Origin of the sequence: Novosphingobium profundi (assembly GCF_018491765.1) — a bacterium.
GTDB lineage: Bacteria > Pseudomonadota > Alphaproteobacteria > Sphingomonadales > Sphingomonadaceae > Novosphingobium > Novosphingobium profundi.
On sequence record NZ_JABWCU010000022.1, the window covers coordinates 38,838 to 52,878 of the forward strand.

The 14,041-nt window shown below is 64.3% G+C and carries 12 protein-coding genes; 4 read left to right on the forward strand and 8 right to left on the reverse strand.

What is annotated here, in order from left to right; translation table 11 throughout:
• Positions 1-105: 105 nt before the first annotated feature.
• From ntrX to dusB, 5 genes are all read right to left on the reverse strand, one after another.
• The gene (ntrX, locus tag HT136_RS21870; protein WP_214201986.1) at positions 106-1,503 is read right to left on the reverse strand and encodes a nitrogen assimilation response regulator NtrX; all 1,398 of its coding nucleotides are present in this window, start codon (positions 1,501-1,503) and stop codon (positions 106-108) included.
• A 79-nt stretch (positions 1,504-1,582) separates the two neighbouring features.
• On the reverse strand, positions 1,583-3,799 hold the full coding sequence (locus HT136_RS21875; protein ID WP_214201987.1) for a sensor histidine kinase: 2,217 nt from the start codon (positions 3,797-3,799) through the stop codon (positions 1,583-1,585).
• Positions 3,800-3,908: 109 nt separating this feature from the next.
• On the reverse strand, positions 3,909-5,327 hold the full coding sequence (locus HT136_RS21880) for a sigma-54-dependent transcriptional regulator (RefSeq protein ID WP_214202033.1): 1,419 nt from the start codon (positions 5,325-5,327) through the stop codon (positions 3,909-3,911).
• A complete protein-coding gene (locus HT136_RS21885) occupies positions 5,327-6,451 on the reverse strand; it encodes a two-component system sensor histidine kinase NtrB (protein WP_214201988.1) in 1,125 nt (374 codons plus the stop codon). Before HT136_RS21885 ends, HT136_RS21880 begins: the two co-directional genes overlap by 1 nt.
• Positions 6,448-7,476, reverse strand: a complete 1,029-nt coding sequence (gene dusB, locus HT136_RS21890; RefSeq protein ID WP_246544110.1) for a tRNA dihydrouridine synthase DusB — start codon at positions 7,474-7,476, stop codon at positions 6,448-6,450. Before dusB ends, HT136_RS21885 begins: the two co-directional genes overlap by 4 nt.
• A gap of 82 nt (positions 7,477-7,558) precedes the next feature.
• Between dusB and HT136_RS21895 the strand changes: the two genes are divergently transcribed.
• The 3 genes from HT136_RS21895 to HT136_RS21905 are packed head-to-tail and all read left to right on the forward strand — an operon-like array spanning position 7,559 to position 9,856.
• Entirely contained in the window at positions 7,559-8,758 is a 1,200-nt protein-coding gene (locus tag HT136_RS21895) for a bifunctional 2-C-methyl-D-erythritol 4-phosphate cytidylyltransferase/2-C-methyl-D-erythritol 2,4-cyclodiphosphate synthase (RefSeq protein WP_214201989.1), read from the forward strand.
• 14 nt (positions 8,759-8,772) lie between these two features.
• Positions 8,773-9,354 (forward strand): hypothetical protein, encoded by a 582-nt coding sequence (locus tag HT136_RS21900; protein ID WP_214201990.1) that lies wholly within the window; start codon positions 8,773-8,775, stop codon positions 9,352-9,354.
• A gap of 1 nt (position 9,355) precedes the next feature.
• The gene (locus HT136_RS21905; RefSeq protein ID WP_214201991.1) at positions 9,356-9,856 is read left to right on the forward strand and encodes a CinA family protein; all 501 of its coding nucleotides are present in this window, start codon (positions 9,356-9,358) and stop codon (positions 9,854-9,856) included.
• A gap of 132 nt (positions 9,857-9,988) precedes the next feature.
• On the opposite strand, the gene HT136_RS21910 is transcribed toward HT136_RS21905, so the two are convergent.
• Both HT136_RS21910 and lipA read right to left on the reverse strand, forming a co-directional pair.
• The gene (locus tag HT136_RS21910; RefSeq protein WP_214201992.1) at positions 9,989-10,435 is read right to left on the reverse strand and encodes a type II toxin-antitoxin system RatA family toxin; all 447 of its coding nucleotides are present in this window, start codon (positions 10,433-10,435) and stop codon (positions 9,989-9,991) included.
• An 80-nt stretch (positions 10,436-10,515) separates the two neighbouring features.
• Positions 10,516-11,442, reverse strand: coding sequence for a lipoyl synthase (lipA, locus tag HT136_RS21915; RefSeq protein WP_214201993.1), 927 nt, complete (start codon positions 11,440-11,442; stop codon positions 10,516-10,518).
• Positions 11,443-11,599: 157 nt separating this feature from the next.
• On the opposite strand from lipA, the gene HT136_RS21920 reads away from it, so the two are divergent.
• The gene (locus tag HT136_RS21920) at positions 11,600-12,253 is read left to right on the forward strand and encodes a carbonic anhydrase (RefSeq protein ID WP_214201994.1); all 654 of its coding nucleotides are present in this window, start codon (positions 11,600-11,602) and stop codon (positions 12,251-12,253) included.
• A 154-nt stretch (positions 12,254-12,407) separates the two neighbouring features.
• Here HT136_RS21920 and HT136_RS21925 read toward each other — a convergent pair whose 3' ends face one another.
• Positions 12,408-13,727, reverse strand: a complete 1,320-nt coding sequence (locus tag HT136_RS21925; protein ID WP_214201995.1) for a hypothetical protein — start codon at positions 13,725-13,727, stop codon at positions 12,408-12,410.
• Positions 13,728-14,041: the final 314 nt, after the last annotated feature.

Below are 14,041 nucleotides of genomic sequence, written 5' to 3' on the forward strand. Positions count from 1 at the left end.
GATGCGGTCCGCGATCTGGCATGCCGATCCCCGGATCATGCCGTAAGCGAATCGAAATTACCCGCTTGCTGCAATGCAGTAAATCCGAAAGTTGTGTCAGGCCGGTTACGTATCGCCTTCGCCGGTGCCATCGTCCTCCTTGCGCTCGGACATGCCGAGCAGCTTGAGCTTGCGGTGGAGCGCCGAACGCTCCATGCCGATGAACGAGGCGGTCTTGGAAATATTGCCGGAAAACCGCCGTATCTGGACCCGCAGATACTCGCGCTCGAAGCTCTCACGGGCTTCGCGCAAAGGCGCGCTCATCATCACGGCGACGCCGCCTTCAGCGCCCGCACGGCTATTGAAGATTTCCGGGGGCAACATGTCCGGCTCGATCCGGCCGAGCTTTTCGCGCGGAGCCATGATCACGGTGCGCTCAACCACGTTGCGCAACTGGCGCACGTTGCCGGGCCATTCGTACGCCTGGAGCGCGGTCATCGCTTCGCTGGCGACCTGGGGCGGTGCGACACCCTGCTCGTTGGCGTAGCGGGCGAAGAAATGATCGACCAGCGCGGGAATGTCGTCGCGCCGCTCGCGCAAGGCCGGGATTGCGACCGGCACCACGTTGAGGCGGTAGAACAAGTCCTCCCGGAAGCGGCGCTCGGCGATTTCCTTTTCGAGATCGCGCGAGGTCGACGACACCACACGGACATCGACGCGAATCTGGCGCGTGCCACCCACGCGCACGAACGCCTGGTCGGTCAGGACGCGAAGGATGCGGGCCTGGGTCGAGAGCGGCATGTCGGCCACTTCGTCAAGGTAGAGCGTGCCACCATCGGCCGATTCGAGAAGGCCCGGGCGCACCAGCGCGCCTTCCGCTTCCTCGCCGAACAGCTCCTGCTCGAAGCGCTCGGGTGTGATACGTGCCGAATTGACGCTGACGAAAGCCTTGTCGGCGCGCGGGCTCCAGGCGTGGAGCAGTCTTGCGGCGACTTCCTTGCCCGAGCCGGCAGGCCCCGTGATCAGCAGGCGGCTGCCGGTGTTGGCGACGCGCTTGAGTGTCGCGCGCACCTGGTTGATCGAGCCGCTCGAGCCGGTGAACTCCTCCCCGGTCGAGAAGTCCTGGCGCAATTGCGCGTTCTCGCGGCGCAGCCGCTCGGTCTCGGTCGCCTTGCCGACGAGATGGATCAGACGCTCGGCCTCGAAGGGCTTCTCGATGAAGTCGACCGCGCCGCGCCCGATCGCCGCCACCGCGGTATCGATGTTGCCGTGGCCCGAAAAGATGATGACCGGAAGCTCGGGTTCGCGCGCCTTGATCGCATCGAGCACCTCGAGCCCGTCGAGACGGCTGCCGTGCAGCCAGACGTCGAGCAGCACCAGCGAGGGACGGCGCTTGTCGATTTCCTCGAGCGCGGCGGTGCTGTCGCCCGCCGTGCGGCATTCGTAGCCTTCGTCGCTCAGGACCCCGGCGACGAGCTCGCGGATATCGCGCTCATCATCGACGATCAGGATTTCGAGTGCCATGGCCTTGTCTTCTTCTTGTTCTTGTCTTGAAATTCACGGGGCGGGTTTACGGCAACGTTGCGGTCGGGAGGGCGGGCCATCATTCGGCCGCCTCCGACTTGCGTTGCCGCAGCAGCGGATCGGTCGCGAAACGCATCGTCACACTCGTCCCGCCACCTTCCGCTGGAGAAAAGGTCATGTCGCCGCCGTGTTCCTCGACGATCTTGTTGACGATGGCGAGCCCGAGCCCAGTCCCCTTCTCGCGCGTCGTCACGTAAGGCTCGATGATCCGCTCACGCGTCTGCGAAAGGCCTATGCCATTATCGCTGATGCGCACCTGAACCGAATCCTCGAGCGAACGGACTTCCACCGAGATACGCCCCTTGTAACTTTCGTCGGCATCACGGGCCTTGGTCTCGATCGCTTCCACCGCGTTCTTGAGAACATTGGTCATGGCCTGGCCGAACTGGTGGCGATCGCAATCGATGGTGCCGATTTCGTCTTCGGCCGAGAACGCAAAGGCCACGTCGGGCCGGGCGACTTCCTGGAGGAACAGCGCCTGGCGCGTAAGTGCGACGGGATCCTCGACCCGGAAAACGGGCTTGGGCAGGCGGGCAAAAGAGGAAAATTCATCGACCATACGACGCAGGTCGCCGACCTGGCGGATGATCGTGGCGGTCAGATCCTCGAACAGTTCGGGATTGTCGATGATCTGCTTGCGGTACCGCCGGCTCAGGCGCTCAGTGGCAAGCTGGATCGGCGTCAGGGGGTTCTTGATCTCGTGCGCGATGCGCCGCGCGACGTCCGACCAGGCCGCCGTGCGCTGGTCGACGAGCTGGCGGGTAATGTCCTCGAAGGTGATGACGTGCCCGGTTGCATCGCGCGAGGTCTTGACCGCAAGCGTGAGCAGTTCGCCGGCACGACTGAACTGGACGATGCCGCTGCGTTCATCGCTCTCGATCAGATCGGCAATCGCCGGCGCGAGTTCGCCGATCGGCATGCCCTCGGGAACTTCGACCTGATTGGTGAGCTTGAGCGCGGAACTGTTCATCAGCAGGATGCAACCGCGCTCGTCGAGCGAGATGATGCCCGAGGTGACCGATTCAAGGACCGTCTCTATGAACAGGCGGCGCTCGTGGAGCTGGCGGTTCGCGCCGAGCAAGGCCTGCGTCTGCTTGTCGATCTGCGCCGTCATCCGGTTGAAGGCACGGTTGAGCAGACCGATCTCGTCGGCACCGGTCCGTCCTTCGAGCTGGAGAGCATAATTGCCCGCCCCCACCCGGCGCGCCGCCTCGACGAGTTCGTAGAGCGGCTGCACCTGCCTGTCGGCGAAACGAAGGCCGAACCAGACCGAGAGGCCCACGAGGACCAGGGCCACCACGAACAGCGCGACGTTGAAGCGCAGCTGCATGACACGCGCACGGCTTGTCAGCATCTCGTAGGCGCGCACGATATTCTCGGCACGCTGGCCCTGGCTCAGCGAAACGAGGTCGGAGGTACGGGCCACCAAAAGGTAGATGCCGGCCTTGCGCTCGATCGGTGCCGCCGCAACGATCCGGTTGTCCTTGGATTCGGCGACATAGGGTTCGCCCTTGTCGAGCCGTTCGAGCATGTCGGAGCTGAGCCGGTTGTTCTCAGACTTGTTGTCTGGATCGACGATGATCGGGGTGCGCTGCTCGCCGCTCGAGTCGATCTGGATGATGGCCGCAACGTGCAGGTTCCGGCGCAGGACCTGGGCCGCAAGGAATTTCTGGAACGTTGGGCTGACGACCGGATACTGCTCGAGCGTGGTGCGCGAATCCTGCGCCATGGCCACCGATTCGTAGCCCACGTCGCGCACGGTCTGTTCGTAGTAGCCGCGTGCGAGCTTGTTGGCGTTCTCAAGAAGGCCGCGCGAGTTGTCCGAGAACCAGAATTCGACACCCGATTGGAACAGCCAGGACGCGAAGATCACCACCAGCAGCGTGGGGATGGCCGAAATGAGCGAGAAGATGAACACGAGGCGCACATGCATCTGCCCGGTGCCACCGATGCTTTCCGCCGCCTTCTGCAAGGCGATGTAGCGCCCGAGCAGGACTATGAGAGCCATCGCCGGAACCAGCATGCCAACCAGCAGCGTGGCGGTCAGGTTGGCGGGCAAGGGCATCCGGGTGTCACCGCCCGAATTGACACTGATCCAGGTGATCGAGCTCATCACCACGAAGGCCAGCACGCAAAGTGCGGCAATCACAGCGAAGATGTTGGCACGACGGGCGGCGATCTGGAATCGCCGCCACCATCGGGGCCAAGTGTTTCTCTTCGCAGGTGTCGCAGTCATCGTTGCACCTATACAACACTACTGTTGCTTCGGCGCAAGGCCGAATTGCAAGGTTAAGCGTCTAACGCTGGGACGCTTGCAGTATGGCGGATGTTCCTACCACCGATCTTTAACGCCGCGCGAACTCCTCCGGATCCAGGGCCAGTTCGCTCAAACGTTTGCGCAAGGTATTGCGATTGATGCCAAGTGCCTGGGCCGCACGCAACTGGTTACCGGCGGTCTCGCGAAGGATCGTCGCGAAAAGCGGACGTTCGAGCGCAGCCAGCGCCGACGCGTAGATCGTGCCCGTAGCCGGCTGCTCGCGCGCCAACCAGTCCGCCACGGCCGATTCGATATCTCCGCCCCCGGCCGAACCTTCCGCCGGAGCCGGACCTTCCGGCTTGAGCATGGGGAGGATGGTCTGGACGTCGATCATGTCCTCGCGGGCCAGGAGCGCGAGGCGGTACATGAAATTCTTGAGTTCGCGCACATTGCCGGGCCACGCCTGGCGCGCCAGCAACTGCGAGGCCTGCTCGGTCAGCTGGCGTCGCGGTAGTCCCTCGCTCGTGGCCTGCTGGAGGAAGTGCCGGGCCAACACTTCAACGTCATCGCAGCGCTCCCGCAAGGGCGGCATGTGGATAGGCACGACGTTGAGGCGGTAGTAGAGGTCTTCGCGGAAGCGGCCGGCGGCGATCTCGGGTTCAAGCGCCTTGTTGGTTGCCGCCACGATCCGCACGTCGAGACGCACTTCCTCCTGCCCGCCCACGCGCCGGATCGTGCCCAATTGAAGCGCGCGCAACAGGCGCGTCTGCGCCTGCATGGGCATGTCACCGATCTCGTCGAGGAAGAGTGTCCCTCCGGCCGCCTGTTCGAACTTGCCGACATGGCGGGCAACGGCCCCGGTGAACGCGCCCTTCTCGTGACCGAACAGCTCGCTCTCGATGAGCTCGGCCGGAATGGCGGCCGTGTTGACCGCGATGAACGGACCGCCGCGACGGTTGCCGAGCTGGTGGATGGCCTCGGCGACCAGCTCCTTGCCGGTCCCGGATTCACCCAGGATCAGCACGGTCAGGTCATTGCGCAAAACCCGGGTGATCATCCGGAAAACCGACTGCATGGCCAGGCTGCGTCCCACGAGCGGAAGACCGTCGCCAACGACCTCTTCCTCCTCGTTCGCATTCAGGCCCGAGCCCTTGCCTCCGGCCGCCTTGCACACCGTGCGCGCCAGTTCGTCGATGTCGAAGGGCTTGGGAAAATACTCGAAGGCGCCCGTTTCCGTCGCGCGCACCGCCGTATCGAGCGTGTTCTGGGCCGACAGAATAACGATGGGCATGGCCGGATAACGCGCGCGCACTTGCTCGAGCGTCTCGATCCCGTCGCCATCCGGAAGCATCACGTCGGTAACGAGCGCGTCGAAGGTCTGGTTGCCCAGGAGGCGGTCGCGCTCCGTCAGCGAATGGACGTGCGTGACGCGCGCGCCTTCCGCCTCGAGCGCGGCGTTGATGACGATGGCGATCGATGCATCGTCCTCGACCAACAGTACTTCGATCACCTTGGCTTCTCTCCCCGCGCCATCTTCTGGGTGTCGGACGCGAGCGGAAGATGGACGCGGAAATGCGTCAATCCTTGGTCTTCGTCGCGCTCGTGCGTCACGCGCCCGTTCATCTCGCGCACCAGCTTGCGCACCAGTGGCAGGCCGAGCCCCTGCCCCGTCTTCTTGCTGGTGACGAAGGGCTCGAAGATGTGCTCGCGCAAGTTGGGAGCGACGCCCTCCCCGTTGTCGGTGACGCGCAGCTCAACCGGAAGCCGCAAGGGCGCGCCGTCCTCGGTGGTGAACAATTGCAGGCCGCTGGCAAAGCGCGTGCGCACCATCACGCGCGGGCTGGCCTGGACACTGCTCGCCTCCATCGCGTTGGACAGCAGATTGATGATGACCTGCACGAGCGCATCGGGACTGCCCAAAACGGGCGGGAGCGAGGGGTCGAATTCCTCGCGGATCGTGAAAGCCCCCTGACAGTTCGCCTTGGCCGCCAGAAGGACGTCGATCGCCCGGCGTGCGGCTTCGTGCAAGTTGCAGGGCACCAGCGCAGGTGCCGTTCGGCGGCTGAGGTCCTGCATCCGGCCGATCAGCGCGGCCACACGGTCGACTTCGCCCGTGATCAGGTCGGTCAGCGCCCGGTCCTTGTCGTCGACCTTGCGCGCGAGCAGTTGCGCCGCGCCGCGAATGCCCGCAAGCGGGTTCTTTATCTCGTGCGCCATGATTTCCGGCCCACGCAAGGCCGCCGCATCAACACCTCCCGAATCGTCGCCGAGGGCATCAGTCGTCGTGTGGTCATGGATCGTCAGGATCTGCCAGCCCGGCGTATCCGCGACCGGCGCCACGTTGAGATCGACCCTGCGCGCGCCCATACCCTTCACGTTCACGGCCAGTTCGCGCACCGAAACCGGTGTCTCGTGGTCGCCGAAGCGCTCGAGCACATGGGGACTGATCACGTCGAGGACCGAGGTGAGATCGACGCCCGTGAGACGCCGCAGGGACTGTCCGAAGAACTGCTCAGCCGCAGGATTGACCGAGGCGATGCGCTGGCCCGGTTCGAGCAGGACCACGGCCTGCGGAAGGCTCGCCAGCACCCGGATGGCGTCGGGAGAGGCCAGCTTCGCGAAGGGGTTCATGCCGCCTGGGTGATGCGAAACGGCGCATAGAATTCGGCCAGCGCGCTCAGCACTTCCTTGGGATCGTCGATGAAGTTGGCGCGGTTGCGGAACTCGGCCGAGCCCTTGATGCCCTTCACGTACCAGCCCAGGTGCTTGCGCGCCATCTTCACGCCGGTATCGTCGCCATAGTGCGAGAGCATCGCCTCGTAGTGCTCACGAATGATTTCGTATTGCGCACCGAAATCGGGATCGGCCGCCACCTCGTCGCCGCGCCACCACTGCATGATCTGCGAGAGCACCCAGGGCTTGCCGTAAGCGCCGCGCCCAACCATCAGGCCATCCGCGCCCGACTGCTCGAGCGCCTGCGCAGCGTCCCCGATCCCGCAGATGTCGCCATTGACGATGACCGGGATCGAGACCGCGTCCTTGACCTTGCGCACGAACCCCCAGTCGGCTTCGCCCTTGTACATCTGGTTACGCGTCCGCCCATGGACGGTGATCATCTGCGCGCCGAGATCCTGCGCGATGCGCGCCAGTTCAGGCGCGTTCAGGCTGTCATGGCACCAGCCCATGCGCATCTTGACGGTGACCGGAACCTTGACCGCCTTGACGGTGGCCTCGATCAACCGCGTGGCGAGCGGCAGGTCACGCATCAGCGCCGATCCCGCATCGCCATTGACGACCTTGCGCACCGGGCAGCCCATGTTGATGTCGATGATCGCGGCACCACGGTCTTCGACCAGCTTGGCGGCCTCGCCCATCTGCTCGGGCTCGCAGCCCACGAGCTGCATCGAGACCGGGTCCTCGCACGGGTCCCACATCGCCTTCTGCACCGACACGCGGGTCTCGCGGATCGCGGCGGGGCTGGCGATCATCTCGGTCACGTTGAGTCCGGAGCCGAAGCCGCGCACCATCTTGCGGAACGGCAGGTCCGAGACCCCCGTCATCGGCGCGAGCACGACGGGGCAGTCGATCCGCACCGGACCGACCTGGATCGGCTTCAATTCCGGTCGGGCCGGGAGCGAGGATATGTCACGAGTCATTATGGTGTGCACTACTGCCTAAAAAACAGGCAGCCGCATAGTGGATTGCCCTCGTCGCAGCAAGCGATTACGCGCAAGGGCAATGTCATCCGGTTCCACCTCCCCATCCAAGACGCCCCCCCGCGCTCCGAAGACCGCCGCCGTCGTCGTTGCCGCCGGCAAGGGATTGCGCGCCGGACAGCCGGTTCCCAAGCAGTTCGCGAAATGGCGTGGCAAGCCCGTCCTGCGTCACAGCGTCGAGGCGCTGGCGGCTGCGGGAATCGCTCCGATCGCCGTCGTCATTCCCGCCAACGCGGAGGCTGTCGCGCGCGAAGCCCTCGCCGGGATCGACGATCTGTTCTTCACCATCGGCGGCAATACGCGCCAGGAATCGGTCCGACTGGGCCTCGAGGTCCTCGCGGGTGCTGAGCCGGATCGCGTGCTGATCCATGACGCGGCGCGCCCTGGCCTGCCTCTCGGTGTGATCGAGCGCCTGAACGCCGCGCTTGAAGCTTCGCCCGGTGCAATACCGGTCCTGCCAGTCGTCGACAGCCTCGCACATAGCGAGCGCAGCGGCGATCGCGAGGTGATGGGCTCCAGCGCCCGGCGCGAGGACTTGCGGCGCGTCCAAACGCCCCAGGCTTTCCACTTCGCCGCGATTCTCGCGGCGCACCGCGAATGGGACGGCCCCTTCACCGCCGGAGACGACGCGCAAGTGGCGCAGAGCTCCGGCCACGAGATCGCCCTCGTCGATGGAGACGAAGCCTTGCACAAGCTGACCTTCAGCCATGATTTCGATTCTGCCCGCCCACCCTTCCGGGTCGGGACCGGCTACGACGTGCATCAGCTGGCCGAAGGCGAGGAGCTGTGGCTCTGCGGCGTACGGATCGAGCACACCCACGGCCTTGCCGGGCATAGCGACGCCGATGTCGCAATCCATGCTCTCGTCGACGCGCTTCTCGGCGCGATCGGAGCTGGCGACATCGGCCAGCATTTCCCGCCCAGCGACATGCGCTGGAAGGGAGCATCGTCAGACCGCTTCCTTGCCCACGCCGCCTCGCTCGTCGCGCAGGCAGGTTATGCCTTGGGCAACGCCGATCTCACGATCATCTGCGAGGCGCCCAAGATCGGTCCGCACCGCGAGGCCATGCGCCTGCGCCTGGCCGAGATTCTCGGCGTCGATGTCGACCTCGTCAGCGTCAAGGCAACAACGAGCGAGAAGCTTGGCTTTACCGGGCGGCGCGAGGGCATCGCCACTCAGGCGGCAGTCAGCCTGATGCGGTTAGACGGTCCGGGAACCTGAGGAGTAATTCGCTGATGCCTTCCCGCCTGCCCACCTCGCTTCGCTCGGCTGCACGCACTTGCGCGCTGGCCCTGGCTCTTTGTCCGGCGCTGGCCAGTGCGGCTGCGCCCGCCTGCCTGTCGCGAGCCGAGGCGCGCTCGGTGCTCACCTACTCGCTGCCCCAGGTGATCGACGGCACCGCCAAGCGCTGCCGTCAGGCGCTGCCTGCAAACGCCTACCTGACCACCCATGGACAGGAAATTGTCCAACGCTACTCAGGACAGCGCGAAACCTACTGGCCACAGGCCCGTTCGGCCTTTCTCAAGCTCAGCAACAGCCGCGACCAGAACATGGGCGCGATTGCCGCGCAATTGCCCGACGAGACACTCAAGCCCCTCGTCGACGCCACCGTCTCGGGGCTTGTCGCGCAATCGATCCATCTGGAATCCTGCGAGGAAATCGATCTTGCGATCAATCTGCTCGCCCCCCTTCCGCCGCAGAACACCGCAGGCCTCATCGCGCTCTTCATCGAAGTCGCCGCCCACTCCGACCTGGCTTCGGGACGCGGGGGCCAGCAGCCTTCCACTCTCCGTGGCCTGAGCATTTGCAAGGACTGACATGCCCAAACAGCTTCTTTTCCCGAGCGATCTCTATGAACTCGCCGAACGCGTGATCACCGAGAACAAGGCGCTCGGCCGAATGATCGCGGTTGCCGAAAGCTGCACCGGTGGCCTCGTTTGCGCCGCGCTCACCGAAGTACCCGGCTCCTCGGCGGTGCTCGAGCGCGGCTTCGTCACGTATTCGAACGAATCGAAGCAGGAGATGCTTGGCGTTCAGGCCGATCTTATCGAGGCCTTCGGAGCGGTTTCGCCAGCCACCGCCTGGGCCATGGCCCAGGGCGCGCTCAAGCAGAGCCGCGCCAATGTCGCGGTGGCGATCAGCGGGATCGCCGGCCCCGATGGTGGAACCGAGCTCAAACCCGTCGGAACGGTCGTCTTTGCCCGCGCTTTTCGCGGTGACGAGGAGGTCAATGCCGAGCAGCAGCTCATCGAAGGCCACGATCGCGCAACGATCCGGCACAAGGCAGCGCTGACCGCCCTTGAACTACTACTTCCCTAAAGCGCCACAAAACAACGGCTTGCACACCAGCGGTCACCAAAGGTTACCTTGGTGCCCGGCATCCCGGTTACATTAGGTTAGCAAAATCGAGGGGCACCCCATGCCGGTTACGCTTCGTAACCGGCACCGAGATCAATCGGTTTCGGGCGCGCCGTAAAGCTCGTTGGCCCGCGTCTCGAAGGCTGCCACCATCTTGCGGAACGCCTTGTCGAAATACTGCCCCGCCAGCTTTTCGAACAATGCGTTGCGGAACGAGAAGCGCACGTCGAACTCGACGTCGCAGCTGCTGGCATCGACCGGGTGGAAGCGCCAGACATTGTCGAGGTCCTTCATCGGGCCATCGACGTAGTGCACGCGGATTTCCTCGGGACGCGTCTTCTCGACCCGGGAGGTGAACTTCTCACGCAGGGCCTTGAAGCCGACCAGCATGTCGGCGACCATCTCGGTCCCACTGTCCGATCGCACGCGGGTAGCCACGACCCAGGGCAGGAACTCCTGGTAACGGCCAACGTCGGCAACAAGATCGAACATCTGCTCCGCGCTATAGGGGAGCCGGTAGGTTTCGTGAATTCCGGGCATCTTCTTCTATCGGGCTTTCGGCTGGTCCAGGTCGACGCGCGCGAACCCACGGCGGGGGCCGCGCGGTCGTACGCTGGACATCAGCGCTTTTCTTTGGCCAGGCGCTCTTCGCGCTTCGCGCGCATCTGCGCGAAATCGTCGCCGGCGTGGTAGCTCGAACGCGTCAGCGGCGAGGAGGCAACCTGCAGGAAACCCTTTGCGCGCGCAATCGCGCCGTAGGAATTGAAGGCCTGCGGGGTAACGAATTCGGCCACCTCCGCGTGCTTGGGCGTAGGCTGGAGGTACTGTCCCATGGTCAGGAAATCGATGTCCGCGCAGCGCATGTCGTCCATCACCTGGTGAACTTCGAGGCGCTCTTCGCCCAGCCCCAGCATGATGCCCGACTTGGTGAAGATCGAGGGGTCGTGCACCTTGACCTCTTCGAGCAGCCGCAGCGAAGCGTAATAGCGCGCGCCAGGGCGGATCGTGGGATAGAGACGCGGGACAGTCTCGAGGTTGTGGTTGAACACGTCGGGGCGGGCCGCGACGATGGCCTCGATCGCGGCGCGCATCTTGCCCCGGAAGTCGGGCGTCAGAATTTCGATCGTGGTCTTGGGCGTCGCCGCACGCAGGGCCTGGATCACCTTCACGAACTGGCTGGCGCCGCCGTCAGGGAGGTCGTCGCGGTCGACCGACGTGATCACGATGTGCTCAAGTCCGGTTTTGAGCGCGAGCTCGGCGACATGCTCGGGCTCGGCCGGATCGACGCGTCCGGGCATGCCGGTCTTCACATTGCAAAAAGCGCACGCACGCGTGCAGGTATCGCCCAGGATCATCACCGTGGCGTGCTTCTTGGTCCAGCACTCGCCGATGTTGGGGCAGGCCGCTTCCTCGCAAACGGTGTTCAGGCTGAGGTCGCGCATAAGCTGGCGAGTCTCGCCATAACCCTTGCTGGTCGGGGCTTTGACGCGAATCCAGTCGGGCTTGCGCTTGCGTTCAGGCTTGGGTGCGGAGGACAGATCGTTCATGCGCCCCAGATAGTCCGTCCGACGCAGGCTTGCCACCCCCAATCTTCAGGCTAAGGATCACGAGCATGCGCTTTATCGCAATGGCGAAACGTCCAGAAACAATCGCGAGTCTATCGATTGCAGCGGTTTGCCAGATAATTCAAAGGAGCCCCTCTCGATGAGCGAAGCCAAGTCCCCCGTCCTCGATGACCTGCTGAACGGGTATCGCCGCTTCCGGTCGACCGGCTGGACCCCGCACCGTGAGCGCTGGGCGCAGCTGAAGGACGGCCAGGAGCCCCAGGTCATGGTCATTTCCTGCTCGGACAGCCGTGTCGATCCCAGCCAGATCTTCGACGTCGATCCCGGCGAGATCTTCGTCGTGCGCAACGTTGCCGCGCTCGTACCGCCCTATGAGACCACGCCCGGCCATCACGGTGTCTCGGCCGCGCTCGAATTCGCGGTGCAGGTTCTGAAGGTCAAGGAAATCGTGGTCATGGGCCACGGCATGTGCGGTGGCTGCAAGGCCGCGCTCAGCCAGAGCCTGCACGGCAACGAGCCGGGTGCCGGCGGTTTCGTCGCCGACTGGATCTCGCTTCTCGACGAGGCGCGCGAAGTGGTCGTCGCGGAGCACGGTTCGAGTGGCCGCCCTGCCGAAATCGAAATGGAACACGCCGGCGTGCGCGTCAGCCTCGCCAACCTGATGACCTTCCCCTGGGTCAAGGACAAGGTCGAGAGCGGCGAACTCACCTTGCGCGGTTCGTTCTTCGCGATCTCGGACGGGATCCTGCACCTGCTCGATCCCGAGACGGGCGCCTTCGCTCCCGTCGCCTGATCGGGAGGCTGCGACTTTTTTGGCCAGCGCAGGACAGCCAAATGTTCGGCGCTGGTCACCAACCCGACGGAAAAGGGCGCCGGACTTCGTGTCCGGCGCCCTTTTTGCTACCTTGCCGGTACAGGGACCGGCGAACCGGCCCCGTACCTGGCGATCAGGACTTGCTGTCGGCGTAGGCGGCCCAGAGCTCGGCGACGGGCTTGCGCGAACCGGTGACCTTGGCGAAGCTCGCCTTGGCTTCCGCATTCTTGTTCTGGCGCACTTGCGCGATGCCCAGGCGCAGCGCCGCGGCGTTGGCATCGACACCCGGCATTCCGAGCGCCTTGCTGTAGAAGGTTTCGGCCTTCGCGTTCTCGTCGTAGCTGAGGAACACGTCGCCCGCTGCCATCACCGTCTTGACGGTTGCGCCGGACTTGCTCGCGTCGGCTTCCTGCGAGGGCAGCGAAGCCTTGTCGGACTTCACGCGCGCCTCGGTGTCCGCCTTTTCGGTGCCGAGATCGGCCGACGTCAGTGCGCCCTTGGCGATACCCTCGTTCATGACCTTGAGCGCTTCGCCCGGATAGGCGCGCGGATCGGCGTTCTCGAGGTACTCGAGGTAGTCACGCTTGTCCTTGAGCGCCTTGGTCTCGAACATCAAACGCATGAGATCGAGGTTCTCGGCAGTCGGCAGCGCGGCAAGCTGGCGAACGATCGAGGCCGAAATGTACCACACTTCGGGCGAGGGATAGTTGGCCGCGAGCATCGAGGCGTATTCCGTCGAAGAAGCGAGGTCTTTGGCGTCGTAAGCGGCCTGAAGAGCCGAACGCAGCGCCGTTTCTGACGGCGCCTGGCCCGAGGCTTTCGCGGCTTCGATGTCGGCCTTGACCATCGCCAGAGCGGCTTCGCCGTTACCCGAACGCTTGTAGCTGTCGGCCAGGATCAGGTCGAGCTGGTTGTTCGGATCCTGATAGCCAGCATCCTTGGCCGCCTTGATGTAGGTCGCGGCCGAAGCGAAGTCCTGCTCCTGATAGTAGGTCACGCCGAGGTCGTAGTTGACCGCGCCGATCTGCGCCTGTTCCACCTTGCCGCTGTCGAGACGCAGCTTGAGCGCGTGAATCTTGAGCGCGTTGTCCTTCGAGATGATCGCGAAGAAGCGCATGAAATCGCCCAGGACGTTCTTGTCGTCGGGGGTCGTGGCGACCGCTTCGGCCTTGGCAAAGGCGGCCTTGGCGTCACCGCCGAGGGCTGCGTTCTCCGCCGCTACGGCAGCGGTCATGGTCTGGTCGTTGGGCGTGGTGCCCAGCGCCGCACGAGCGGCCTTGTCGGCCTCCTGGATCGGCAGGAACGCGGCGACGAATTCCTTCGAATAGTTGCCGGCGCCTTCCTTCTCGTTCTTCTTGGCCGCGAAGGCGGCGTTGGGTGCAACCGTGACGGCAAGGCCACTCGACAGTGCAACGGCAAGCGCAACGCGGGAAATCAGAAACTTGCGAGCCATAGACAGGCTAACTCCTCTGGTACGGCAGGAGCACGCGTGTCTTCGCGAGTCTCCCGTGATGAATTCGAAACTGCGCCGCGTGATGACGGCGAAATCCATGCTTGGCAACCTTGGCCGGGCAATAGAAACTTACGGCTTAACCCGGATTGAATGCAATTCGGCGCACCATGTTCCCCTCCTTCACGCCGCGCGGCGACGACATTTCATGTGATCGGCACCATTTGCGCCGATGAAATCCGGCCCAGTCCTTGAATTTGTGGAAAAGAGCGCAGGAAACATTCGCTTCGACGAGGTAGCGGTGGCATTCGTCAAAA